This window comes from Cellulomonas sp. McL0606 (assembly GCF_058248365.1).
The window spans coordinates 3,909,070-3,933,488 of sequence record NZ_CM177779.1; the positions used below are offsets into that span (position 1 = coordinate 3,909,070).

Annotated in this window: 26 protein-coding genes and 1 riboswitch; of the genes, 17 read left to right on the top strand and 9 right to left on the bottom strand. The window is 72.2% G+C overall.

Annotated elements, in window-relative coordinates; all coding sequences use genetic code 11:
• Genes AC38ZX_RS20020 through AC38ZX_RS20030 form a run of 3 tightly spaced genes read left to right on the top strand, consistent with a single transcriptional unit; the run spans position 1 to position 1,239 of the window.
• Positions 1-231 (top strand): SAM-dependent methyltransferase, encoded by a 231-nt coding sequence (locus AC38ZX_RS20020; protein ID WP_491295638.1) that lies wholly within the window; start codon positions 1-3, stop codon positions 229-231.
• Positions 209-745 carry a class I SAM-dependent methyltransferase gene (locus tag AC38ZX_RS20025; protein WP_491295639.1) on the top strand — a complete coding sequence of 179 codons (537 nt, stop codon included), beginning with the start codon at positions 209-211 and terminating at the stop codon, positions 743-745. Before AC38ZX_RS20020 ends, AC38ZX_RS20025 begins: the two co-directional genes overlap by 23 nt.
• Positions 742-1,239: a class I SAM-dependent methyltransferase gene (locus tag AC38ZX_RS20030; RefSeq protein ID WP_491295640.1), complete on the top strand. Its 498-nt coding sequence runs from the start codon at positions 742-744 to the stop codon at positions 1,237-1,239. The genes AC38ZX_RS20025 and AC38ZX_RS20030 overlap by 4 nt, the downstream gene beginning before the upstream one ends.
• Here AC38ZX_RS20030 and AC38ZX_RS20035 read toward each other — a convergent pair.
• Together AC38ZX_RS20035 and AC38ZX_RS20040 are read right to left on the bottom strand one after the other, a co-directional pair.
• A complete protein-coding gene (locus AC38ZX_RS20035) occupies positions 1,230-2,105 on the bottom strand; it encodes an alpha/beta fold hydrolase (RefSeq protein ID WP_491295642.1) in 876 nt (291 codons plus the stop codon). The two genes, AC38ZX_RS20030 and AC38ZX_RS20035, sit on opposite strands and share 10 nt — an antisense overlap.
• On the bottom strand, positions 2,102-2,689 hold the full coding sequence (locus AC38ZX_RS20040) for a TetR/AcrR family transcriptional regulator (RefSeq protein ID WP_426593521.1): 588 nt from the start codon (positions 2,687-2,689) through the stop codon (positions 2,102-2,104). Before AC38ZX_RS20040 ends, AC38ZX_RS20035 begins: the two co-directional genes overlap by 4 nt.
• 302 nt (positions 2,690-2,991) lie before the next feature.
• On the opposite strand from AC38ZX_RS20040, the gene AC38ZX_RS20045 reads away from it, so the two are divergent.
• The 5 genes from AC38ZX_RS20045 (at position 2,992) to AC38ZX_RS20065 (ending at position 7,394) form a co-directional block, all read left to right on the top strand.
• Entirely contained in the window at positions 2,992-3,336 is a 345-nt protein-coding gene (locus tag AC38ZX_RS20045; RefSeq protein WP_491295643.1) for a VOC family protein, read from the top strand.
• 17 nt (positions 3,337-3,353) lie between these two features.
• A complete protein-coding gene (locus AC38ZX_RS20050; RefSeq protein ID WP_491295644.1) occupies positions 3,354-4,166 on the top strand; it encodes an SDR family NAD(P)-dependent oxidoreductase in 813 nt (270 codons plus the stop codon).
• Positions 4,167-4,200: 34 nt separating this feature from the next.
• Positions 4,201-5,253, top strand: a complete 1,053-nt coding sequence (locus tag AC38ZX_RS20055; protein ID WP_426593524.1) for an NAD(P)-dependent alcohol dehydrogenase — start codon at positions 4,201-4,203, stop codon at positions 5,251-5,253.
• 174 nt (positions 5,254-5,427) lie between these two features.
• Complete coding sequence (locus AC38ZX_RS20060) at positions 5,428-6,159, top strand: YqjF family protein (RefSeq protein ID WP_491295645.1); 732 nt, start codon at positions 5,428-5,430, stop codon at positions 6,157-6,159.
• Between the two features lie 41 nt (positions 6,160-6,200).
• Positions 6,201-7,394 (top strand): low temperature requirement protein A, encoded by a 1,194-nt coding sequence (locus AC38ZX_RS20065; RefSeq protein WP_491295646.1) that lies wholly within the window; start codon positions 6,201-6,203, stop codon positions 7,392-7,394.
• 41 nt (positions 7,395-7,435) lie between these two features.
• Here the strand turns inward: AC38ZX_RS20065 and AC38ZX_RS20070 are convergent, their stop codons facing one another.
• The 3 genes from AC38ZX_RS20070 to AC38ZX_RS20080 form a co-directional block, all read right to left on the bottom strand.
• Positions 7,436-8,137 (bottom strand): PadR family transcriptional regulator, encoded by a 702-nt coding sequence (locus AC38ZX_RS20070; RefSeq protein WP_491295647.1) that lies wholly within the window; start codon positions 8,135-8,137, stop codon positions 7,436-7,438.
• A 183-nt stretch (positions 8,138-8,320) separates the two neighbouring features.
• Complete coding sequence (locus AC38ZX_RS20075) at positions 8,321-9,028, bottom strand: SDR family NAD(P)-dependent oxidoreductase (protein WP_491295648.1); 708 nt, start codon at positions 9,026-9,028, stop codon at positions 8,321-8,323.
• A complete protein-coding gene (locus tag AC38ZX_RS20080) occupies positions 9,025-9,420 on the bottom strand; it encodes a VOC family protein (RefSeq protein WP_491295649.1) in 396 nt (131 codons plus the stop codon). The genes AC38ZX_RS20075 and AC38ZX_RS20080 overlap by 4 nt, the downstream gene beginning before the upstream one ends.
• Positions 9,421-9,625: 205 nt before the next feature.
• On the opposite strand from AC38ZX_RS20080, the gene AC38ZX_RS20085 reads away from it, so the two are divergent.
• From AC38ZX_RS20085 to AC38ZX_RS20105, 5 genes are all read left to right on the top strand, one after another.
• Entirely contained in the window at positions 9,626-9,991 is a 366-nt protein-coding gene (locus AC38ZX_RS20085) for a YciI family protein (RefSeq protein ID WP_426593532.1), read from the top strand.
• Positions 9,992-10,070: 79 nt separating this feature from the next.
• Positions 10,071-10,427 carry a YciI family protein gene (locus AC38ZX_RS20090; protein ID WP_491295650.1) on the top strand — a complete coding sequence of 119 codons (357 nt, stop codon included), beginning with the start codon at positions 10,071-10,073 and terminating at the stop codon, positions 10,425-10,427.
• 8 nt (positions 10,428-10,435) lie between these two features.
• A complete protein-coding gene (locus AC38ZX_RS20095) occupies positions 10,436-10,654 on the top strand; it encodes a YciI family protein (protein ID WP_491295651.1) in 219 nt (72 codons plus the stop codon).
• Complete coding sequence (locus AC38ZX_RS20100) at positions 10,651-12,012, top strand: RNA polymerase sigma factor (RefSeq protein ID WP_491295652.1); 1,362 nt, start codon at positions 10,651-10,653, stop codon at positions 12,010-12,012. The genes AC38ZX_RS20095 and AC38ZX_RS20100 overlap by 4 nt, the downstream gene beginning before the upstream one ends.
• A gap of 186 nt (positions 12,013-12,198) precedes the next feature.
• Positions 12,199-13,137, top strand: coding sequence for a hypothetical protein (locus tag AC38ZX_RS20105; RefSeq protein ID WP_491295653.1), 939 nt, complete (start codon positions 12,199-12,201; stop codon positions 13,135-13,137).
• Between the two features lie 129 nt (positions 13,138-13,266).
• On the opposite strand, the gene AC38ZX_RS20110 is transcribed toward AC38ZX_RS20105, so the two are convergent.
• The gene (locus tag AC38ZX_RS20110) at positions 13,267-14,508 is read right to left on the bottom strand and encodes an Nramp family divalent metal transporter (protein WP_491295654.1); all 1,242 of its coding nucleotides are present in this window, start codon (positions 14,506-14,508) and stop codon (positions 13,267-13,269) included.
• On the opposite strand from AC38ZX_RS20110, the gene AC38ZX_RS20115 reads away from it, so the two are divergent.
• On the top strand, positions 14,498-16,507 hold the full coding sequence (locus AC38ZX_RS20115) for a GNAT family N-acetyltransferase (protein ID WP_491295655.1): 2,010 nt from the start codon (positions 14,498-14,500) through the stop codon (positions 16,505-16,507). The two genes, AC38ZX_RS20110 and AC38ZX_RS20115, sit on opposite strands and share 11 nt — an antisense overlap.
• A 167-nt stretch (positions 16,508-16,674) precedes the next feature.
• On the opposite strand, the gene AC38ZX_RS20120 is transcribed toward AC38ZX_RS20115, so the two are convergent.
• The 3 genes from AC38ZX_RS20120 to AC38ZX_RS20130 are packed head-to-tail and all read right to left on the bottom strand — an operon-like array spanning position 16,675 to position 20,499.
• Complete coding sequence (locus AC38ZX_RS20120) at positions 16,675-17,688, bottom strand: ABC transporter ATP-binding protein (protein WP_491295657.1); 1,014 nt, start codon at positions 17,686-17,688, stop codon at positions 16,675-16,677.
• Entirely contained in the window at positions 17,685-19,430 is a 1,746-nt protein-coding gene (locus tag AC38ZX_RS20125; protein WP_491295660.1) for an ABC transporter permease, read from the bottom strand. The genes AC38ZX_RS20120 and AC38ZX_RS20125 overlap by 4 nt, the downstream gene beginning before the upstream one ends.
• A gap of 4 nt (positions 19,431-19,434) precedes the next feature.
• A complete protein-coding gene (locus tag AC38ZX_RS20130; RefSeq protein ID WP_491295662.1) occupies positions 19,435-20,499 on the bottom strand; it encodes a thiamine ABC transporter substrate-binding protein in 1,065 nt (354 codons plus the stop codon).
• A gap of 58 nt (positions 20,500-20,557) precedes the next feature.
• Positions 20,558-20,675: riboswitch (TPP riboswitch) on the bottom strand.
• Positions 20,676-20,734: 59 nt separating this feature from the next.
• On the opposite strand from AC38ZX_RS20130, the gene AC38ZX_RS20135 reads away from it, so the two are divergent.
• The 3 genes from AC38ZX_RS20135 (at position 20,735) to AC38ZX_RS20145 (ending at position 24,407) form a co-directional block, all read left to right on the top strand.
• Entirely contained in the window at positions 20,735-21,025 is a 291-nt protein-coding gene (locus tag AC38ZX_RS20135; RefSeq protein ID WP_426593545.1) for a DUF4235 domain-containing protein, read from the top strand.
• A 90-nt stretch (positions 21,026-21,115) separates the two neighbouring features.
• Complete coding sequence (locus AC38ZX_RS20140; RefSeq protein WP_491295664.1) at positions 21,116-21,967, top strand: MarR family transcriptional regulator; 852 nt, start codon at positions 21,116-21,118, stop codon at positions 21,965-21,967.
• A gap of 100 nt (positions 21,968-22,067) precedes the next feature.
• Positions 22,068-24,407, top strand: coding sequence for an extracellular solute-binding protein (locus tag AC38ZX_RS20145; RefSeq protein WP_491295666.1), 2,340 nt, complete (start codon positions 22,068-22,070; stop codon positions 24,405-24,407).
• The last annotated feature ends 12 nt before the right edge of the window (positions 24,408-24,419 follow it).

Sequence of the window (24,419 nt, forward strand, 5' to 3'; positions counted from 1 at the left end):
ATGGACATCCCCCGGCAGCACACGATCCGCGAGAGGCACCACCGGATCCTCGACCCGTTCACCGACGAGAAGCTGGCTGTCCTCGGCCGCGCCCTGCGGCTGACGCCCGGCACGACCGTCCTCGACCTGGCGTGCGGCACCGGTGAGATGCTCGCGACCTGGGCGCGGGACCACGGCACCGTCGGCATCGGCGTCGACATGAAGCTCGGTGTTCGTCGGCCGGGCGAATGAGCGGGCCGCAGCCCTCGGGGTCGAGGTCACCTTCGTCAACGACGACGCCGGCGACTACGTCGCGCCGGAACCCGTCGACGTCGCGGCCTGCCTCGGGGCGTCGTGGATCGGCGACGGCGTCGTCGGCACGCTGTCCCTGCTGGAGCGATCGCTGCGGCCCGGCGGGCTGGCCCTGCTCGGCGAGCCCTTCTGGCGCGAGGATCCGCCCGACGAGACCGCCGTGATCGGCAGCGGCGCACCCTCCCGCCACCTCTTCCGGTCCCTGCCCGGGCTCGTCGCCCAGCTCCGTGAGGCCGGCTGGGACCTGGTCGAGATGGTGCTGGCCGACGAGGACAGCTGGGACCGGTACGTCGCCGGGCAGTGGCTGAGCACGCGGGAGTGGCTCGACGCCAACCCGTCCGACGAGCTGTGGGCCGAGATGCGTGCCGAGCTGGACACCGCACCGCTCACCTACGTCACCTACCAGCGGCGCTACCTGGGCTGGGGCGTCTTCGCGCTGATGAAGCGACCATGACGGGCGTCGTGACCGACCTGGACGTGTGCCTGGAACGCGTGCTCACCACTCGTCTGGTCGAGCCGCACCTGGGCCAGCCCGGCGTCGCGCTCGACCTCGGAGGCGGGACCGGGCCCTACGCCGTCTGGCTCACCGAGCTGGGCTGGGACGTGCGCGCCTGGCCGGGCGGGCTCCGGTTCGACGCGGTGGTCGGGCTGGAGCCGTTCTGCCACCCGACGGCCGACGACGTCCGGGCGCTCGCGCGGATCACGCGCCCCGGCGGACTGGTCGCACTGGCGATCCCGCCGCTGCCGGCCTTCGCGGCACCCGGCTTCGACACCGTCACGGTGGTGGCCGCGAAGACGCTGCTGGCCGACGACCTCGAAGCCGTGCGCCTCGTCGACCTGTCGGCCTATCGGGTCCGGCTCGACCGGCTCGTCGCGGGCGCCGACGACCCGCTGGTCCTCGCGACGGCGCCCCACCTGCTCTGGGTGGGTCGGCGCGCCTACAGGTAGGCCACGACCGCCGCGACGGTGTCGGCGTCCCGGAGGATCCGGCGGTGGCCGAGCCCCTCGCTCATCCGGACCTCCGCGTCGGGCCACACCTCCGCGATGCGCTCGCCGTCGGCAGGGTCGGTCTCCTTGTCCGAGCGGTCGGCGACGACCAGGAGCGGCGGGAGGTCCGCCCGGCCGGCCGCCCGGGCCGGGATCATGAGGTCGTCGAGCGGCCGGTGGGCGAGGACCTCCATCCGTTCCAGCAGGAGCGTGCGTGTGCCTTCGCTGAACCCGAGCGCGCGCGCGAACTGCCGTGTGTACTCGACCGGCTCGGCGGGCGGCGCGACGAGGACCAGGCGGCCGGCCTGTGTGCCGTCGAGCACCGCGAGCGCGACCGCCGCGGCACCGAGCGAGTGCCCGACGATCGCGTGGGCGGGGCCGTGCGCGGCGACGACGGTCTCGATCGCGTCCATCAGCTCGATCAGGCTGCTGCGCCGACGGCCCAGGGCGCCCGGGCCGGAGTCGCCGTGGCTCGGCGCGTCGTAGGCGATCACCTGGAACCCGGCGCTCGTGAGGGGGACGACGAACGACGCGAGCTGCGCCCGGTGACCGCCCCAGCCGTGGACCAGGTAGACCCGCGGCCCGGTGCCCCAGGTCTCGCCGACGGTCCCGTCCGCGAGGCGCCACGGGACGCCGCCGGGCACGTGCTCGCCCGGCCCGGCGTGGGTCGGGGTGCACCACATGCGCAGGGCGTTCCGCGCGACGAGCCTGGGGGCGATGCGGTCGAGCGTCCGCACGGTCAAGGTGAGCGTGCGCGGAACCTTGGCACGAACGATCGTGCTTTTCTGGGCATCCGTCTGGGCCACGTCGAGTTCTTCCTTCGTCATCGGACGGTGATCGAGGCGAGCAGGCGCTCGAACGCGTGGCGCGCCCGGACGTCGGCCGCCGGGTCGCGCAGGAGCCGCTGCGCGTGGAAGTGCGCGAGCATCAGCCCGTGCAGGTCGTAGGAGAACTGCTCGGGCGACTCGTCGTCGCGGAGCTGGCCGTCCTTGGCGCCCGAGCGATAGATCTGCGCGAGGGAGTCGGCCAGGTCCCAGTGGTCCTGGACCAGCTGGTCGCGGACCGGCCCCGGCTGGTCGTCGAACTCGGTGGATGCCGAGACGAACAGGCAGCCTGCCGAGCCAGCGGTGGACAGCAGCAGCCAGCACTCGAACAGCGTGCGGATGCGCGGGACTCCACGAGGTGCGGCGAGCGCCGGCCGGACGACCTGCTCGACGAACCGCTCACGTGCCTGACCCAGGACGGCCAGCTGGAGCGCCTCCTTGGACCGGAAGTGCGCATAGAGGCCGCTCTTCGACATCCCGGTGGCCGTCGCCAGCGACCCGATCGTCAGGCCGGCCACGCCGAGGCGCCCGGCGATCTCGACCGCCTGGTCGAGCACCACCTGCCGCGTCTCGTCGCCTTTGCTCACGGGTACATTATTAGCACGATCGTGCTGTTCTTACGAGACCCATCCCGACCCGTAGGCAGTGCCCTGCTGGGTCAGCACCCCAGCCGCGCCGGCCCGCCCCCTGCGCGGGCCGGCACTGCTGGGCTCAACGTTCGAGCCGTCCGTCGTCGTACGGCCATCGTGACGGACCACCCCTCCCCCCGGACACCGTCTCGAGACGGATCTCGCAGGCGGCGGTCACACATCCCCGGGATGATCCGTCAGGTGGAGGAGAGCGGGTATCCGCCCCTGATACACGGCAACGACAAGGGAGAGAGCTGAACATGACGGACGGACTGAAGATCGTCGTGGTGCCGGTCAAGGACCTCGACGCGGGCAAGGCGTTCTACGGCGCGCTGCTCGGTGTGGAGCCGATGCAGGACGCACCGTTCTATGTGGGCTACGAGACCGCGGGCATCCACCTGGGCCTCAACCCGCACGGTCACGAGCAGGGCATGACCGGTCCGACGTACTACTGGATGGTCGACGACCTGGCGGGCACGCGCGACGCGCTCGTCGCGGCCGGCGGCTCGGTGCTGCAGGACGCGACCAACGTGGGCGGCACACGGACCATCGCGACGGTCGCGGACGCCGACGGCAACGTGATCGGGCTCGCGCAGGACGCGTGAGCGGATGATGGGGCTCCATGAGCACCCTTCTGATCACCGGCACGTCGACCGGCATCGGCCTCGAGACCGCGCTCGCCGCGGCGGCGGCCGGCTGGACCACCGTCGCGACGATGCGCGACCTGTCCCGGTCCGGGCCGCTGCGCGAGCGCGCCGGTGACCTGCCCATCGACATCCGCGCGCTGGATGTCACGTCGTCCTCCGTCGGGTCGGTGATCGACCAGGTCGTCGCCGACCACGGTTCGCTCGACGCCGTCGTGAACAACGCCGGCGCCGGGCGGGTCGGCACCGTCGAGACGCTCGGCCTGCCGGCGTTCCGCGACGCCATGGAGGTCAACTTCTTCGGCGTCGTGCGCGTCGTCGAGGCGGCGATGCCGCACCTGCGCTCGTCCGGGGGACGCCTCCTCACGATCACCAGCGTCGGGGGGGTCGTCGGCCAGCCGTTCAACGAGGCGTACTGCGCGGCCAAGTTCGCCGTCGAGGGGTTCCTGGAGAGCCTGGCGCCCGTGGCCCGCGCGCTCGGGGTTCCCGTCGTCATCGTCGAGCCGGGTGCGGTGGCCAGCGAGTTCGTCGCCAACGCGTCGGTACCGGCCGTCGGCTCCGACGCCTACGCACCGCTGCTCGCCGCCTACCTCCAGCGGACCGCGGGCGCGTTCGCCAACGCCCAGTCCGCGTCGGCCGTGGCGTCGTTGATCGTCGACCTGCTCTCCGCACCGGAGCCGCCCACCCGCGTCCAGACGAGCCCGGCCGCCGCCGCGTTCGCCGGGCTCAAGCTCACGGACCTGGACGGTTCCGCCGTGCAGACCCTCACGCGGACCTGGATCGGGGGATGATGGTGCCTCCCACCGTCGTCTCGAGGAGACACCTGTGCCCCTGACCGTCCCCGCCCTGCTCGCCCCGTCCGCCGGCGCGACGTTCGAACGCGGCACCATCGAACGCCGCTCCCTGGGCGAGCACGACGTGCTCATCGACATCGCCTACGCGGGCATCTGCCACTCCGACATCCACCAGGCGCGCGCCGAGTGGGGCTCCGCGATCTTCCCGATGGTCCCCGGCCACGAGATCGCCGGCGTCGTCAGCGCGGTCGGGTCCGCCGTGACCAAGCGCGCCGTCGGCGACCGCGTCGGCGTCGGCTGCTTCGTCGACTCCTGCCGCGAGTGCGCACGCTGCCTGGCCGGCGAGGAGCAGTTCTGCGAGCGCGGCATGGTCGGCACGTACAACGGCCGGCAGTACAACGGCGAGGTCACCTACGGCGGCTACTCGACGCAGATCGTCGTCGACGAGAACTACGTCCTGCACATCCCGTCGGAGCTCGCCCTGGACGTCGCCGCGCCCCTGCTGTGCGCCGGCATCACGCTCTACTCCCCGCTGAAGAACTGGGGCGCCGGTCCGGGGCGCCGCGTCGCCATCGTCGGCATGGGCGGTCTCGGGCACATGGGAGTGCAGCTCGCGCACGCGCTCGGCGCCGAGGTGACGGTGCTCAGCCAGTCGCTGTCGAAGGAGGCCGACGGCCGCGCACTGGGCGCCGACCACTACTACGCGACGAGCGACCCGGCCACGTTCTCCGCTCTGCGCGGGACGTTCGACCTCATCATCAGCACCGTCTCGGCCGACCTCGACCTCGACGCCTACCTGCGCCTGCTCGCGTTCGAGGGATCGCTGGTGTTCGTCGGCCTGCCCGAGAACAAGCAGTCGTTCAGCGTCTTCTCGCTCACCGGCGGGCGCCGGTCGATCTCCGGGTCGAACATCGGCGGAATCCGCCAGACCCAGGAGATGCTCGACTTCTGCGCGGCTCACGGCATCGCGTCGCTGGTCGAGACCATCACGGCCGACGACGTCGACACGGCCTACGAGCGCGTCGTGGCGAGCGACGTCCGCTACCGCTTCGTCATCGACACGTCGACGATCCCGACCCCCTGACCTGCTCCCGTCCCACCCATCCCGCCGCCGAACTCGTGACTTGGCGACGAAGTCGTCAGCTGCAGCCCACGACTTCGTCGCCACCTCACGATCTCGACGCGAGAGGGACGATCCGACCGGGAGCGCAGCCTCGCGGCTGGCCCCGCCTGACGAGGTGCGCGCGCAGACGTCAGGATGGGGGCCGTGGATCCCATCCGGCCCGTCGCGCCGCCGCTCACCGGGCGGGTGATCCTCACGCAGCAGTGGCAGCGGGTGAGCATCCTGCACTGGCGCGTGCCGTCCGACCGGATCGCGCGGTTCTTCCCCGCCGGGACGCGTCCGGACGAGCTCGACGGCTCGTCGTGGGTCGGGCTCGTCGCGTTCTGGATGGCCCGGTTCCGCGTGGTCCCCGGACCGGCGCTGCCGTACATCGGCGACTTCCCCGAGATCAACGTGCGGCTGTACACGGTCGACGACGACGGTCGGCGGGGGGTGCTGTTCCGGTCGCTCGAGGCATCCCGGGCGCTGACCGTGCTCGGTGCCCGAACCTTCATGAACGTGCCCTACCAGTGGGCCCGCATGTCGCTGGACCGGGTCGGTGACACGCTCGACTACCGCTCGACCCGGCTGACCGGCGCACGTCCTTCGTCACACATCGTGGTCCGACCGTCGTCCGACCCGGTCGAGCACGACACCCTGGCCGACTTCCTGACCGCGCGCTGGGGCATGCACACCGTGATCGGTGGCCGCACGCGGTTCGTCCCCAACGACCACGAGACCTGGCCGCTGCGCCGGGCATCGTTGACGTCCCTCGACGACGAGCTGGTCGCGGCCGCGGGCATCCCGGTGACCGGGCCCCCGGAGTCGGTCCTGTACTCGCCCGGCGTCCACGCCCGGTTCGCGATGCCGCTCCCACCGGTGCGGTGACACCCTCGCCCCGGCGGGGTCCTGTCCGGCAGGGTGGGCGGGTGATCCCACGCCTGCGGACGTCCGACGAGCAGCACCGCGTCACCACGTTCGAGCTGTTCTTCGACCTGGTCTACGTCTACGCGTTCACGCAGGTCAGCCACCTGATGGCCGAGACGCACTCCGCGCTCGGGGTGCTCCAGGCGCTGATCGTGCTCGCGCTGCTGTGGTGGACGTGGACCTCGTACAGCTGGCTGGCCAACCAGTCGCCCGCCGACCAGGGCGTCCTGCGCGCCGGGATGTCGGTCGCGATGGCCACGATCTTCGTCGCCACCCTCGCCGTTCCCGAGGCGTTCAAGGACCTGCCCGGCGGCCTCGACGGGCCCCTCGTGCTGGTCGTCGCGTACGCCGTTGTACGACTCGTGCACAGTGCGTTGTACCTGATCGCCGGCGCCGACGACCGGGACCTGCAACGCCAGGTGCTGCGGACGCAGTACGTCGCGATGCTGCCGTCGGTCGCCCTGCTGCTGGTCGGCGCGCTGGTCGGGCAGCCCGCGCAGACGTGGATCTGGCTCGGCGCGCTGCTGTGGGACGTCGTGCTGACGCTGCTGACCGGCTGGGGCGGTGACTGGCGGTTGCACTCTCCGTCGCACTGGGCCGAGCGGTACGGGCTCGTCGTCATCCTGGCGCTGGGCGAGTCCGTCGTCGCGATCGGCGTGGGCGCCTCGCACCTGCCCGTCAGCGTGCCCGTGATCGCGGGTGCCGTCCTGTGCATCGCACTCGCGCTGGTGCTGTGGTGGGCCTACTTCCTGGGCAGCGCCGAGCACGCCGAGCACGCCCTGGCGCGCCTCGAGGGCATACCGCGCGCCACCTACGCGACGCTCGCCTACACCTACCTGCACTACGTGCTCATCGCCGGCGTCGTCGTGACGGCCCTCGGCGTGGAGGAGGCGATGGCGGACGTCGGCTCGTCGGAGGCGTTCGGCTTCTTCGGTGCCGCCGCGCTGGCCGGCGGGGTGGCCGTGTACCTCGTCGGGACCGCCGTGCTCGTGCTCTCGGCGACCCGGCGGATGCCGACGTTCCGACTGCTCGGTGCCGCGACCGCGCTCGTTCTCGTGCCGATCATGGCCGCGTTGCCCCCGCTCGCGGGGCTGGCCGTGGTGGTGGCGATCGCGTACGCGTGGACGGTGACGGAGTCGCGTCGCCACCGCGGCGCGCGGTCGCTCCGACCGCACAGCACGGCGCCGAGCGCGTGAGTCCTTCTCACGCGCTCGGCGCCGGTGTGGAGCTCAGGCGGTCAGGCGTCCTCGACCGGGGCATCCGCCGGCGTCGTCGGCGCCGGGGCGCCCGCCAGGATCAGGTAGAGGTCCCGGCGCGAGTGCTCCAGGACGGCCAGTGCCTGGGTGGCCTGGTCGTCGGTGCCCGAGCGGACCACCTGCTGGGCGGCCGCGGCCAAAGCCTCGAGCGCGCCCCGCAGGCTGCGACCTGGGGAGGTCGGCCGGCTGGCGCCGTCCTCGAACGGGCTGCCCAGCTGCTCGGCGTTCTCGGCGACGTACGCCGTGCCGGCATCGGTGAGCCGCGCCATCTTGCGGCCGGACTCGGCGGTGATGGCCACCAGGCCCTCGTCCTCGAGCAGGTTGAGCGCCGGGTAGATGGCGCCCGGGCTCGGCCGCCACTGGCCGCCCGACCGCTGGCCGATCTCCTGGATGAGCTGGTAGCCGTGCATCGGCTGCTCGTTCAGCAGGAGCAGGACGGCGGCGCGGATGTCGCCGCGACCGGCACGTCGGCCGGGCCCGCGTCCGCCGGGGCCGAAGCCGCCGGGGCCGAAGCCGGGGCCGCCGAAGCCGCGGGGGCCGCGCGGGCCGCCGCCGTGCGGGTGCTCGCCGTGGGGGTGGAAGGCGCCGCGGCGCGGGTCGAAGCCCTCGCCGTACGGAGCGCTCGGGAAGTCGCCGCGGCGCTGACGGCCGCGAGGATCAGATTCATTGTGGGTGTGTCGCATGGTCGGTTCTCCTCGAACGATGTCGGTGCCCGGGCCTGGTCGGCCCAGGGGCGCCGCGGCCGGTGCGGGGATCGCGTCGGGCTCTGCGGCGTCCGGGAGGTGTTGCTCTCCACCGGATGTTCGTAACGATATATCGTTGATAGAACTTTGACAAGCCCTATCGATACATCGCTCGTCGGAGCGTCACAGCCGCGCCAGGACCGCACCCCCGTGCACCGCCAGCACCTGACCCGTCGTCCAGCCCGCATCGGGTGACGCCAGGTACGCGACCGCGGCCGCCACCTCCTCGACCGTCCCCGGACGGCCGGCGGGGATGCGGGCGACGCGACGAGCCCGCTCCGCGTCGTCGAGCCGGCCCTCCCAGAACTCCGTGTCCGGGACGAAGCCGGGCGCGACGGCGTTCACGGTGATGCCGTCGGCGGCCACCTCACCGGCCGTGCCCGTGACCCAGGAGTTGATCGCGGCCTTCGCGGCACCGTACGAGCCCGCGCCGCGCAGGGCGGCCACCGAGCTGAGCGCGACGATCCGTCCCCCGGGCCGGCTCATCCGCGGCAGCAGGGCCTCGCCCAGCAGCACCGTGGTCAGCACGTTCAGCCGGAACTCGTCGAGCCAGACCTGCGCGGTGGCCGCCAGCCCGGGCCCCTCCGGGGTCAGCGAGCCCCCCGCGTTGAGGACCAGCACGTCGACCGCGCCGAGCCGGTCCGCGAGCGCCTGGACCTCGTCGGGCTCCTGCAGGTCGGCCACCTCGACGGCCATCGACCCGGCGGCCGCGCGCTCGAGGACGTCGCGCCGCCGACCGACGATCACCACCTCGTCGCCGCCCGCCAGCAACCGCCGCGCCACGGCAAGCCCGATCCCGGTCCCGCCGCCGGTCACCACGGCACGCCTCATCGGGCGGGCGCCTGCATGATCTGGATGAGGTTCCCACAGGTGTCGTCGAACACCGCGGTGGTCACCGGGCCCATCGGCGTCGGGTCCCGCACGAACCGCACGCCCACGGCGGACAACCGCTCGAACTCGGCCTGCACGTCGTCCACGCCGAACGACGCGAAGGGGATGCCGTCGTCGAACAGTGCGGTCCTGAACGGACCCACCGCCCGGTGGCCGCTCGGTTCGAGGAGGATCTCGACCCCGTCGGGCGCGGCCGGCGACACGACCGTCAACCAGCGCGCGTCGCCCAGCGGCACGTCGTGCCTCGTCGTGAACCCGAGGACGCCCGTATAGAAGTCCTGCGCCTTCTGCTGGTCGTCCACGAACACGCTCATGATGGTGACTCGGAGCATCGCAACCTCGGTCGCTCGGGCGCCTCGCGGCGCATCGCTGGTCGACGAACGGACACGACGATCATGACCAGCCCCGGCCGACGGCGCACGGCAGTTGTCTCCGGCTCAGCGATCGGCGTCCCGATGTCGATTTCCCGAACCCTCGCGCGTCATCCCCCCCGACGGGGCACAGTATGGGAGGCCCCCACACCCGAGGAGACCAGCGATGACCGCAACGTGGATGGTGCTGCTGTACGGCGACGAGGGGTTCTGGTCCTCGGCGACGCCGGAGCTCAAGGCGCAGATCATGGCCGAGCACGGCGCCTACGCGGCCGCGTGCGCCGAGCGTGGCTACAAGATTCTCGGGGGCGAGCAGCTCGACTTCACCGCCAGCTCGCTGTCGGCCCGCCGCTCCGAGACCGGCGCCGTCGAGGTGACCGAGGGGCCCTACACCGAGACCGCCGAGTTCATGGGCGGCTACTACGCCTTCGAGACGGACGACCCGCGCGGTCTCGCGCAGCTCACCGCCGAGATCCTGGTGACCGACGGCGGCGGCGGCGTCGAGCTGCGGCGGGTCATCCCGAACTCGTGAGACCGGCCGACCGCGAGATGTCGATCCCGGGCGCCCTGCGCCGTCATCCGGGCATCGTCGTCTCGCGAAGGGTTGGGTCATGACCGAGTACATGGTGCTGCTGCACCGCGCCGAGGACCGTGCGTTCACGACCGCGGAGCTGGAGGTCCAGGAGGCCGCGCACACCGCGTTCCAGGCGCTGTGCCGCGACTGCGGGTGGCCGATCCACAGCACCGCACCGCTGGCTCCGGCCGGCCGGGCACGCTCGTTGCGCCCGGACGGCCGGGGCGGCCTCGCCGTCACCGACGGCCCGTACAGCGAGACCGTCGAGCAGGTCGGCGGCTTCTACCTGGTGTCTGGCCCGTCGCTGGACGAGCTGACCGCGGCCGTCGGGCCCCTGGTGGTGAACGCCGAGACCGTGGAGATCCGGCCGACCGACCGCGAGTGGTTCGAGTGAGGTTCGTCGTGCTGGCGTTCGGGGACTTCGCACCCGCCGACGTGCTCCTGGCACCGCCGGAGACCGGGACGCTCGTCGTCGACGGGGCCGTGCACTCCTCGGGTTTCGACGGGGCCGCCGCGGCGCTGTCGGGGTTCTCGCTGGTCGATGCCGTGTCGCTGGACGAGGTCCTCGACGCTCTGCCGCCGGTCGGGACCTTCGAGGTGCGTCCCGCGGAGGTGACGTGACGGTCTTCGACGACCCGTCGACCTCGCTGTCGCCCCAGGAGGCGGCCTCCCGCGCCCTCGCCGACGCGTGGCAGGCCTCCTGGTCGCGCCTGATCGGGCTGCTGATCGGTCAGTACGCCCGGCCTGACCTGGCCGAGGACGCCGTCTCCGACGCGTTCGAGGCCGCGGCTCGGCACTGGCCCGTGGACGGTGTGCCGACGAACACCGGCGCCTGGCTGCTCACCGCGGCGCGTCGCCGCGTCCTCGACCGGCTCCGTTCCGAGGCGGTCCACCGCCGAAAGGAACCGCTGATGGTGGTCGACGACGAGATGCGCGCCGCGGCCGCGGCCGTCGTCGACCCCGGCGCGCACGTCGCCGACGAGCAGCTCCGGCTGATCTTCGCCTGCTGCCACCCCGCGATCGCGCCCGACGACCGCGTCGCCCTGACGCTGCGGTTCGTCGTCGGCCTGACGACCACCGAGATCGCCCGGCTCCTGCTGGTCCAGGAGACCGCCATGGCCGCCCGGCTGACCCGCGCCAAGAAGCGGCTGGCCTCGTCCGGCATCCCGTTCGCGACGCCGCCCGCGGCCCGCCTGGACGAGCGCCTCGACGTCGTCGCGACCGTCGTGTACCTGGCCTTCACCTCGGGCTACCACCCCGGCGCCGGCGACGTCGCACTGCGCGTCGACCTCGGCGACGAGGCCATCCGGCTCCTGCGCGTCCTCGACTCCCTGCTGCCCGACCGGCCGGTGGTCCGCGCCCTGCTCGCGCTCCTGCTCCTGCAGCACTCCCGCCGCGACACGCGCCTCGCGCCCGACGGGACGCTGATCCTGCTGCCCGACCAGGACCGCTCGCGCTGGCACCGGGCGGAGATCGCCGAGGGCGTCGCCCTGCTGGAGTCGGTCCCGCTGTCGGCGCGAGCGGACGACGCCGCCCCTGACGCTGACGCCGACGGCATCGACCCGTCGACGGCCGCCGTCGTCACGCGCCTCGCCGAGGAGTACCGCCTCCAGGCGCTCATCGCCGCCGAGCACGCCACCGCCGCGACGGCCGAGGACACCCGCTGGGACGTCATCGCCGGCCTGTACCTACAGTTGGAACGCCTCACCGGCTCGCCCGTGGTCCGGCTGGCCCGTGCGGTCGCGGTCGCCGAGGCGTCGGGTCCGTCCGCCGGGCTCCTGCTCCTCGACGGTCTCGACGCGCTCCTGCCCCGGCACCACCGCGTCCCGGCCGTCCGTGCCGAGCTCCTGGTCCGCGTGGGCAACCCCACCGCCGCAGCCACGGCCTACCGCGAAGCCCTCACCCTGGTCACCAACCCGACCGAACGCACCCACCTCCAATCCCGCCTAGCGGCACTGACGGCCCCCCCACGCCCCTGACCCTCCCCCCTCAGGCCGCGAGAACGGCACTCCGTCACGACAACGGCAGTTCAAAGTGCCGTTCTCGCGACGAACTGCCGTTCTCGCGGCGCCGTCGACGCGACCACCGCCCCGCCGAGCCCGGGGTTACTCACCCATCGGGGCGCTGGGCGTCCGGGCGGGGGCTGCAGAGGCGACGATCTCGGCATGCCCAGACGCCCCGACGCGCCGCTCTCGCCGACGGCACGACCAGCACCGCCGACCGTTCACCTCGCCGCGGACCTGCCGGGCTACGCCGTCGCTGCACGCACGAGGACCGAACAGTGGAGGAAGGTCGGCAGAGGCGTCTACGTTCCGACGAGCGCACCGACCGGCAACCACGCCGACGCGCTCGCGCGGATCGCCGGCCTGCACCGCCGGCTCAAGGGCGCCCACTGCTTCAGTCACACGTCGGCGGCGCTGCTGCACGGCCTGCCCGTGTGGCGGATCGGCCCAGAGACTCACATCTATCAGCCCCGCTCGCCCAGCAGCCGACGCGACAAGGACGTCGAGCGCCACGTCCCATGGCCGGTCGCCGACGACCTCGTGGACCTTGACGGCGTACGGGCGACGTCGATGGGCCGCACCGCCTGGGACTGCGCGGTGACGCTCCGGCCCCTGAGCGCCCTCGTCGTGGTCGATGCCGCACTGCATGCCGGTCTCGACATCGAGGACCTGCGCTCCAGGGTCCTGTGCTCGGCGGGCCGGCGCGGTGTCGCCCGCGGGCGAGCACTGGTCGAGCTCGCCGATGCCGGCGCCGAGTCGCCCTACGAGACCGCATGCAGGTTCCTCCTCCTGAGGGCCGGGTTCCCGGTACCCCAGACCCAGGTACCCGTCGAGACGCGGCTCGGAACGTTCTGGGGTGACCTGGGTTGGGCGCAGTGGCGCGTGATCATCGAGTACGACGGGCGCTCCAAGTACGCCGATCCGGACGCGCTGATGCGGGAGAAGCGTCGGCACGACGCCATCGTCGAGGCCGACTGGCGGATCGCACGGGTCACGAGCGCCGACATCAACGAGCGGTTCTCCCTCACGGAACGGGTGTCCGCGTACCTCCCGGCGGCGGTAACGAATGCCCTGACCCCCCGCCGCGAGCTGGTCTGGTGACGCCGGCCCACGTCGAGAACGGCAGTTGTGCACGAGAACGGCACTGTGAACTGCCGTTCTCGTGACGGACTGCCGTTCTCGGCGGGGGTGGGGCGGGGGTGGGCGGGGTGGGGCGGGGATGGGTGCCGGTCAGGTGAGGGTCAGCAGCACGATCAGGGTCAGGTTGAGGGTGACCACCAGGCCGACCACCACCAGCAGGGTGGCGTGCAGGCGCGGGCCGTTGCGGTAGGCGCCCATGACGCCTGCCGAGCGGGTGAGGCGGACGAGCGGGATGACGGCGAACGGGATGCCGAACGAGAGGACCACCTGCGAGATCACCAGGGTCCAGGTCGGGTCGGCGCCGAGCGCCAGCAGCAGCAGAGCGGGGATGAGCGTGACGGCGCGGCGCGCGATCAGGGGGACCCGCCGGTGCAGGAGGCCCTCCATGATCGTCGCGCCGGCGTACGCACCCACCGAGGTCGAGGCGAGGCCCGAGGCGAGCAGCCCGATGGCGAACGCGACGCCGATGCCGACCCCGAGGGCGGCGACGATCGCCTGGTAGGCACCGGGGATCGCGTCGGTACCGGGCACGCCGCGCAGCGCCGACGCGGCCAGCAGCAGGAGTCCGATGTTGACGACGCCCGCGATCGCGAGCGCGAAGCCGACGTCCCAGCGGGTGGCCCGCAGCACGCGCGGGATGTCGGCCCGGCTGCCGTGCCGGTCGCGGGCGAGGGCCGAGTGGACGTAGATCGCGTGCGGCATGACCGTCGCGCCCAGCATCGAAGCGGCCAGCAGCACGGAGCCCGGGCCGTCGAACCTCGGGACCAGACCGGACAGGACGCCGCGCGTGTCGGGCGGAACCACGAACAGCCCGGCCAGGAACCCGATCGCGATGATCGCCAGCAGGCCGACGATCACCAGCTCGAAACGTGACTGGCCGTACCGGTTCTGGGTGAGCAGCAGGAGCAGCGAGACGACGCCGACGATCAGGCCCCCGAGCGGCAGCGGCACGCCGAAGAGCAGGTTGAGCGCGATCGCCCCACCCACCACCTCGGCGATGTCGGTGGCGGCGGCGACGAGCTCCGCCTGCGCCCAGAAGGCCAGCCGCGGCCCTCGTCGCAGCCGCTGGCCCAGCAGGCCGGGGAGCGACTGGCCGGTGACCAGGCCCAGCTTTGCGGACTGGTACTGGACGAGCACGGCCATCGCATTGGCGACGACGAGCACCCAGAGCAGCAGGTAGCCGTACCGAGCGCCGGCGGTCAGGTTGGCGGCGACGTTGCCTGGGTCGACATAGGCGATCGCGGCGACGAACGCGGGCCCGAGCAGGAACGCGAACCGGCGAGCGCCCGGGGGCGCGGGAGCCCGCTCGACGTCGGCCGCGGTGCTGCGCATCTGCTCCCCAAGAAGTTCGGCTGCCCGAACTTATGCTAGCGGACACCCGACACGAAAATGGGTCGACCAACGACAGCGTCGGCGGGAGGGTGTCCGAATGACCGCGTGGTCGGTTCGCGAGATCCCGGCGCTGGAGAGCACGACCTCCCCCGATGCCTGGTTGCTGCACGGACTGGTGCAGGCGACCAACGCCGTGCTGCTGGACAGCTGGGGGACGCACGACTTCGACCGGACGACGCACGAGATCCTGGGCGCGCTGCACGACCAGGCCCACGTCCGCAAGATCCGCCTGGTCGCGGTCGACGAGGACGGCAGCGGCGACGGCGCCGATCCAGCCCGCGTCCTCGGTTACGCAGCCCTGAACATGACGCTCCACGACAACACGCACCTGGTGGCGATGGAGCTCGGAGTTCGGCCCGAGCATCGTGGCCGGGGCGTCGGATCGGCCCTGCACGATGCCGCCGTGGCGCGAGGCGAAGCGGCCGGCCGCGACACGTTCCAGGTCTCGACCGACCAGCGGATCGAGCCCCCGCACGGGCCCGACACCATCGCGCCGTCCACCGGCGAGGGTCGCGTCCTGGCCACGGCGGCCGCCTCGCGCTTCGCGACGAAGCACGGGTACGAGCTGGCACAGGTCGCCCGGTTCTCGCAGTTCGACCTTCCCTTCGACGCGGACCGGGTCGGGGGCCTGGGACTGCGGGCGGCCGAGCACGCCGGACCCGACTACCGGCTCGTCTCGTGGGCGCACCACTGCCCCGACGAGTGGCTGGACGACTACGCCCTGCTCGCTACGCGGATGAGCACGGACGCACCGGTCGGAGGGCTGGACCTGGGTGAGGATGTCTGGGACGGCGAGCGGATCCGCGCCGTCGAGCGGCAGTACGAGGAGCGCGGGCTCGGGATGCTGGTGATGGCCGCCGAGCACGTCCCGACGCACACCCTCGTCGCGTTCACCGAGTTCATGACCGTCTCGCACCTCGACGAGTTCGTGCACCAGCACGACACCCTGGTCCTGCGGGAGCATCGCGGTCGCCACCTCGGCATGCTCGTCAAGGCGGCCAACGCACAACGACTGGCGGCGGAACTTCCGCTGGTCCGTCGCGTCGGCACGTGGAACGCCGAGGAGAACACCCACATGCTCGCGATCAACGTGGAGCTCGGCTTCCGCCCGGCGGGCGGCTCGGGCGAGTGGCAGGAAGCCTCAGGAGGTCGCAGCGGCTCGCGGCATCGACGCCGCCCACCAGTGGTCCCACCGGTCGCGGACCTCGGCGAACGTGCCGTCGTCGAGACCGTACGTGGACAGGATCGCGTTGACGGTGCCGTGCGGCGGGGATGCCGCAGCGGGCGTCTCCATGATGACGAAGTAGATGGCGCTGATCCCGTGCAGCCGCAGCCCGAACTGCATCGGGGTCATGTAGTCGATGGTGCCACCGAGCAGCGTGCCGTCCGGGCGGCGGGCCTGCACGTGACCACCGACCGGGACGCTGCGGATGCCGGCGATCCCCGCGTTGTCGAGCAGGCGGTCGCCAGGGGTGCCCGCATCCAGGCCGAACGCCGACAACGTCCGACGCTCCTCGCCCGGGTGCACGGTGACGGCGAACGCGAGCTGGTGCACGAACGCGATCCAGCCCTCGTCGACCTCGTCGCGAATGCCGTCGAAGGTGGACACGCCCTGGTGGCTGCGGCGCGTGACCGACAGGCGGGTGTGCCCCGGCAGCGAGACCGTCGACCGGGCCGTCAGGACGTCGTGGTGCGGCCAGGTGAGGGTGTGGATGGTCGCCTCGCCGATGACGTCGTGCGCCTCGAGGGGTTCGGCGGCGAAGATCGAGCGGATCTCGTCGTCCAGGCCGTCGTAGTCCCAGCCGAACCATCGGTGGACCAGCTGCGGCTCACGCACGTACGGCCACACGGTCGCCAGCGGAACGGGGATGTCGACCGACACGACCTCACGGGCTCCAGCGTCATCGCTGCTCACCTCGCCCTCCACGTGCGACGTTAGTCACGGTAGCGCGGGGACGCTCGTCGGCGAGGACGGGAACGCGCTGCACCCGGCGAGAACGGCACATTGCCGCGAGAACGGCACTCTGAACTGCCGTTCTCGCGACGAACTGCCGTTCTCGCGCCACGCGGCGGAGCTCCCGGGTGCAGCGCCAGCGGGCCGGGGCTCTACAGCGGGAGGACCGCCAGCGCGTCCGGGTCGACCGACAGCTCGACGACGTCGCCCGGTACCCAACGGCCGCCGACCGGGCCCAGCGCCGTCACCGCGCCGATGCCGTCGACCTCGACCCGGACCTCGGAGCGACCGCGACGGGACGCGATGCCGAGCACGGCTCCCTTGGCCACACCCGCGCCCGAACCGGCGGCCTCGCGGATCGACCGGCCGACGACGAACGCGCCCTCGGCCAGCGCGATGGTCACACCGGATCGCGACCGATCCTCCAGGGCCTCGCGCAGGGGAGCGGCCACGGCGGCGTCGACCGGGACGAACGCCTCGTAGCCGAGGAACGCGGCCACCTCACGGGATGCGGGGGAGCGCCACAGGTCGGCCGGCGCCGCGACCTGCAGCAGGCGGCCGTGGGCCATCACGCCGACGCGATCGGCGACCGCGAATGCCTCGTCGTGGTCGTGCGTGACGAACAGGGCGGTCGTGCCGGTGGCGACGAGGGCCGCGCGCAGGTCGACCGCGAGCCGCTCGCGCAGGGTGCGGTCGAGGGCGGACAGCGGCTCGTCGAGCAGCAGGAGACGCGGTTGCGGCGCGAGCGCGCGGGCGAGTGCGACGCGCTGGCGTTCGCCGCCGGACAGCGTCGCCACCCCACGCGACCCGTAGCCTGCCAGGCCGACGAGCTCGAGCAACCCGTCGACCGACGATCCCCGCGGCATCCCGTAGGCGACGTTCCCGGCCACCGACCGGTGCGCGAACAGCTGCCCGTCCTGGAACATCAGCCCGAACCCGCGCCGGTGCACGGGGACGCCGGCGAGCGACGAACCGTCCCACCGAACCGCCCCTGCGGCGAGCGGCTCGAGGCCCGCGACCGCGCGCAGCAACGATGACTTGCCGCACCCGGACGGGCCGAGCAGTGCGACGACCTCACCGCGCGACACGCTCAGCGAGACGTCGTCGACCGCGTCCTGGGGGGCGCCCGGGTACCGGACGACGACCTGGTCGATGCTCAGGGTCACCACTCACCTCCGGCTCCGGTGGTCCGCAGCTTCTCGCAGATCGCGACGATGAGCGTGGTCAGCAGGGCCAGCACCACCGACGCCGCGAGCGCCATCCCGTAGTTCTGCGGGCCGGGCCGGCCGATCAGCCGGAAGATCACGACGGGCAGGGTGGGCCGGTCGGGCCGCGCCAGGAACGAGGTCGCGCCGAACTCCCCCAGCGACGCGGCGAACGCGAACCCGATCGCCAGGCCGAGCGCCCGCGCACCCAGCGAGAGGTCGACCGTCCGCAGCACCCGGAACGGCGACGCACCGAGCGTCGCGGCGGCCTCGCGCAGCCGCGGGTCGATCGCGCGCAGCACCGGCAGCACCGTGCGGACCACCAGCGGCACCGCGACGACGGCCTGCGCGATGGGCACGAGCAGAGGGCTCGTCCGCAGATCGACGGGCAGCCCGAACGGATGGTGCATCGACAGCAGGAAGCCGAAGCCGACCGTCACCGCGGACACGCCGAGCGGCAGCATGAACAGCGCGTCCAGCCCGGCGACGGCGCGCCGCGCGGAGGCCCGCCGGGGTCGTCGCGACACGACGAGTGCCACGAGCCCGCCGACCACGAGCGCGATCGTCGTGGCGTCCAGCGCGATGCGCAGCGAGTTCAGCGCAGCCTGCCAGACGGTCACGGTGAGCGACCCTCCGGTGGTGCCCAACGCGGTGTAGTTGTCCATCGACCAGCCGTGCGGCGTGTGCAGCGACCGGACGACGAGGTTGACCAGCGGCGTGGCGATCAGGACGACCACGACGGCCGTCACCAGGGCGGCGCCGAGCGAGAGCGCGTGCCCGTCGCCGGGCGGCATGCCTGCCGGTCGGCGCAGCGAGAGGCGACGCATGGACGACGCCGGCTCCGACAGCGCCAGCGCACGCTCTCGTCGTGCCCGAGCCCGGCCGGCCACCACGAGCACCCCGGCGACGACGACCAGCTGCACGACGGACAGGACCGCCGCCGCGCGGAGGTCCAGGAACTGGGTGGTCTGGATCCAGATCTCGGTCTCGATGGTGCCGAACTGCAGCCCGCCGAGGATGAGCACGGTGCCGAACGCGGTCGCGCAGAACAGGAAGGCGAGCGAGGCGGCGGAGGCGATCGCCGGCGTCAGGGACGGCAGCGTGACGGTCCGGAACGCCTTCCACGGTGAGGCGCCGAGCGCGCGAGCGGCCTGTTCGGCGCGCGGGTCGAGGCGTTCCCAGAGGCCGCCGACCGCGCGGACCACGACCGCATAGTTGAAGAACACGAGCGCGGCGACGATGGCCGCGAACGTGCCGTCGAGGTGCAGGAACCCGAGCGGTCCGCCGTCGACCAGCAGCGAGCGGAACGCGACGCCGACCACGACCGTCGGCAGGACGAACGGCACCGTGACGAGGGCGCGCACCACGGACCGCCCGCGGAACGAGTGCCGGTAGAGCACGTACGCGCCGGGGACGCCGAGCAGCACCGAGATCGCCGTGCCCAGCGCCGCCTGTGCGACGGTCAGCCCGATGATCCGCCAGGTCCGGGGCCGCGAGAACACGTCGGCGAACCCGGACAGGTCCAGGTGCCCGTCGACGACGAACCCCTTGCCGACCATGACCGCGACGGGCCACGCGAAGAACAGCCCGAGGAACACCAGCGGGACGACGACTGCCAGCGTCCAGAAGACGACGACGCGCGTCCGTCCCGTCGACCGCAGCTGGATGGCCGGGACGTCGGGACGGACGAGCGTGCTGGTCATGCGATCAGCCGACCACCGTCGCGGACCACTGCTCGAGCCAGTCCGCACGGTTCTTCGCGATGTCCGCCGGGGGGACGTCGAACGGCTTGGTCGCCAGCGGAGCCCACGAGGCCCAGTCGGCGGGAAGCTGCACGGAGGTGCTCACCGGGTACATGTACATCGAGCCGGGGATGTCGGCCTGCACCTTGTCCGAGAGCAGGAAGTCGAGCAGCTTCTCGGCGCCGGTCGGGTTCTTCGCCCCCTTGAGCACGCCCGCGTACTCGACCTGCCGGAAGCATGTGTCGAGCAGCGCGCCGGTGGTCGGCTCGGTGCCGCCCTTGGGGACGGTGAAGGGCGGCGACGACGAGTACGACAGGACGATCGGACGCGGACCGCCGCCCCCACCGCCGGAGAAGTCGGTCTCGTAGGCGTCCGTCCAGCCGTCGGCGACCTGCAGGCCGTTGGCCTTCAGGGCCGTCCAGTACTGCTGCCACCCGTCCTGGCCGAACGCGCCGATCGTGGCCAGCAGGAACGCAAGCCCGGGCGACGACGTGACGGCGTTGGGCACCACGGTCAGGTCCTTGTACGCGGGCTTGGTCAGGTCCTCGAGCGTGGCCGGCTCGGCCAGGCCGTGCGCCGTGAACCACGCGTGGTCCACGTTGATGCAGACGTCGCCCTTGTCGATCGCGGTCAGGGCGTCGGACCCGTCGACCGCGTATTGGCCGGCGTCGGCCGCCGCGGGGACCTTCGAGACATACGACTGCACGACACCCTCGTCGATCGCGCGCGACGCGAACGAGTTGTCGATGCCGTACGCCAGGTCGCCCAGCGGGGCGTCCTTGGTGAGCACGAGCTGGTTGACCAGCGTGCCGGCGTCGCCGGGCTGGACCACCTTGACGGTCAGCCCCGTGTCCTTGGTGAACTGGGCGAGCAGGCCGTCCGACAGCGCGAACGAGTCGTGCGTGACCAGGGTGACCGTGCCGGCGCCGCCGGACGACGACGCCTGGTCGCTGCTGCCGATGGCCGAACAGGCGGCCAGCGAGGCGGTCGCCAGGACGGCGATCGCGCCCAGCGAGAGAGTTCTCGCCATGGATGTTGCTCCTCCTCGATCGAAAAAGGAGGGGGTCGCCCGCGAGCACGCTCACGGAGGACTGAGAAGCCCGACTCCCTACGCCGGTATCAACCGGATCAGGTTCGAGGGTCTGCGGAGGCCCGCACTCTCAGCGTCCAGGCCACGCTCGGCCCGACGCTCCCCTGTCGTTCGTCGGCGATCCTACGCCCGTCCGGGGAGCGCGCGGGCCCGTGCGACCACTACCGTGGCGTGCATGCCCGACGACACGCCCACCTCGTCCTTCCTGGCCAAGATCATCGGCGCCGCCGCGGCCCTGATCGCAGCGTGGCTGGTCCAGCAGGCTGTCTCGCGCGTGTGGCAAAGGTCGACCGGGCACGAGCCGCCGCGTGCCGACGACGAGGGCGACGCCGGCCTGTCGGAGGTCGTGATCGCCGCCGCGGTCACCGGAGCGCTCGTCGCGATCTCCCGCGTGCTGGCGACCCGCGGTGCCGCCCACGTCGTGGCGGTCGTCGAGGCGAACGGCGAAGGCGGCGAGTCCGTGTAGTCCCGGCTCGATGGAGAGACGGTTCCTTGCGGAGATTTAGTCCGTGCGCCTATAGTCGTCACACGGACTAAATACCTCAGGAGGAACACCATGTGGATCGCCGAGCACACCGCCGAGACCGACCTCCCCCGCGAGAACGTGTGGGCCGCGCTGGCGGACCTGCACCGGGGCGCCCTGACCTACGAGGGCGCCGACTCGTTCGAGCTGCGCGGGCCGTTCGCCGTCGGCACGACCGTCGCGGTCACGCCGGTCGGCCAGGACACGTTCGAGTCCCGGATCGTCGACCTGGTCGAACCGGCGACGTACGCGGACGCGACGACGTTCGGGGACCTGACGCTGCTGTTCCGGCACACGCTGGTCGAGGTCGACGGCGGCACGCGCGTCACCCACCGGCTCGAGATCGACGGTCCGTCCGCGGACGAGGTCGGACCCCTTCGGCCCGCAGATCAGCGACGACTTCGGCACCTCGATGCAGGCGCTGTTCGACGCCGCCCGGGCCCGCGCATGACCCGGTTCCCCGGCGGCCCGTCGCAGAGCCCGGGGTTCCTGCTCTGGCACACCACGATGCGCTGGCAGCGGGTCATGACGGCCGCACTCGCTCCCCTCGACCTGACGCACGCGCAGTTCGTCCTGCTCGCGTGCGCGTGGTGGCTGGGCGAGCGCGCAGACCCGCCGCGGCAGTCGCAGGTGGGCGCCCAGGCGGGCACCGACCCGAAGATGACCTCGGACGTCGTCGCCCGGCTGGAGGGCAAGGGGCTGCTGCGGCGCGCGCCGGACCCCGCCGACGCCCGCGCGAAGTTCGTGCTGGTCACACCGGCCGGCGCGGCGCTCGCCGCACGGGCGATCGAGGTGGTCGAGGCCGCCGACGCCTCGTTCTTCGCCGACGTCGACGCGCCCGCCCTCGGCGTCACGCTCAGCGCGCTGGCCCGCATCAGCGACTGACGCGTCAGGCCGTTCGGAATTCGTTCGCACAACCCCTTGTTCTCCCGAGTCAACTCGTGTTGAATCCAGATCAACACGAGTTGAACGAAGGAGTTCACCCATGGACGGCCGATCCCCGGCGACCCGGATCATCCTCGACACCGACCTCGCCATGGGCGTTCCCGGCTCGGACATCGACGACGGTTTCGCCTTGGCACTCGCGCTGGCCGAGCCGTCGGTCACGCTCGAGGCGATCACCACCGTGAACGGGAACGCCGACGTCGAGAGCGCCACCCTGCTGAGCGTGGAGCTGCTCGAGCGGCTCGGCGCCTCGTCGGTCCCGGTCTACCGCGGCGCCTCGGCACCCCTCGCGTTCCCCGACCGCCGCCGCTCGACACCCGAGGCGATCCGCGCGCAGTTCGGTCACCGTCAGGCGACTCCCGGATACGCAGCGGTCGAGCTCGTGACCCGTGCCGCCGCCGAGCCCGGCCTGCTGACCGTCGTCGCGATCGGGCCGCTCACCAACCTTGCCGCGGCGGTCACCATCGACCCGGACTTCGCCACGAACGTCCGGGAGATCGTCATCATGGGCGGGGTCTTCCTGGGCCACACCCACGAGACCCGGATGCCGGGCGAGTTCAACTTCTGGAACGACCCGGAGGCGGCCGACGCGGTCCTGCGCTCCGGCGCCACGATCCGCATCGTCGGGCTGGACGTCACCGAGCAGGTCCGGCTCACACGCGGGCACGCGGAGGCCATGCGCGCGAGCTCCAGCAGCTTCTCGCAGTTCGCGGGGACGCACGCGTTGGCCTGGATCGACCACCTCGCCAGCTGGTCCCCCGGGTCCGCCAACGCCGGTCGGTCCTGCGCGATGCACGACCCGCTCGCGGTCGCTGTCCTGGCGCACCCCGAGTCGTCACCTGGCGCCGGGCCCACGTCGAGGTCGTCACCGGTCCCGGCATCGCCCGCGGAGGCGCCGTCGCGGACCTGCTGGCCGGTTCCGACCCACCCACGCCGAACGTCGAGATCGCCGTCGACGTCGACGTCGATGCCTTCCTCGACTACTTCCTGTCCAGCCTGCACGGCGCCTGACCCCGTCCTGCCCTCGCACCACCGACAACACACACCCGAAGTGGAGCCCGCCATGCAACGAAGCATCCGGACGATCGTCGCCCTCGCCGGCGTCGGAGCCGCCCTCACCCTCGCCGGTTGTTCGTCGTCCGGCGCCGCCGCGTCGAACGACGAGTGGACCATCCCGACGCAAGACCCGACGGCCACCATCCGGGTGGCCGGCCACGTGCCCGCCGGCGACGACGGGCTCAAGCCGGTCCTCGCCGCGTTCGCCAAGGCGCACCCGACCATCACCGTGAAGTACGAGAGCATCCCGTTCGACTCGCTGAACGCCGTGCTCGACTCGCGCATAGCCAACAAGGACGGCAACCCCGACGTCTACTGGGCGGACATGCCGCGGCTCGCCGCACTGACCGCCCGGGGCTACACCACCGACCTCACGGACCAGTTCAGCCAGTTCGAGAACGCGTGGGACGCGGCGTCCTCCGCCGGCACCACGGTCGCGAACAAGCTGGTCGCCGTCCCGATCGCCAACTCGACGCAGCTGACGTTCTACAACAAGGACCTCCTCGACGCGGCGGGGGTCGCCTACCCGTCGGACAGCACCGACGAGCGCACGACGTGGGAGGCGATCGCCGCGGACGCCAAGGCCGCGGTGGGGGCGGGCGCGACGAACGGGCTGGTCTTCGGGCAGTTCGACCGCTACTACCAGCTGCAGCCGCTGCCGATGTCGCTGGGCGGCTCTGCCGGTGCCACCGGCGAGGGCAACCTGACGCCCGACGTGACGTCCGACGCGTGGGTCAAGGCGTTCGACTGGTACCACTCGATCTTCGAGGACGGCACGTCGCCCCGAGGCGTCAAGTCCGAGCAGAGCGACCCCGACTTCATCGCGGGCAAGACCGCGTACATGGTCGAGGGCCCGTGGTTCCTGCCCCAGCTGCAGTCGAGCACGGTCAACTGGGGCGTCGCGCCGCAGCCCTACTTCGAGGGTGGCAAGGCCGTGACGCCGACCGGGTCGTGGTCGTTGGCCATGAACCCGTTCAGCAAGGAGAAGGAGGCGGCCGCGATCTTCCTGAAGTTCATGTCCGTCGACGACGGCGGGTGGACCCAGTACGCGCTCAACCCGGACCTGCCGGCCAACGTCGACGGCAAGAAGCTGTACTTCGAGCGGCCGGTGTTCACGACGCCGGCGGGCACGCAGGCCGCCGCGATCATCGACTACGAGAGCTCGAACACGGCGGTGAACCGACTGGCCACCACGGGGTATGTGGAGTTCGAGGACATCATGGGTCGCACCTTCGCCGACATCCGGAACGGTGCCGACGCCAAGACGAGTCTGGAGTCGGCGTCGGCCGAGCTCGAGCGCGCCTGGGCCCCGTACACGAAGTAAGGCGGAACGCGA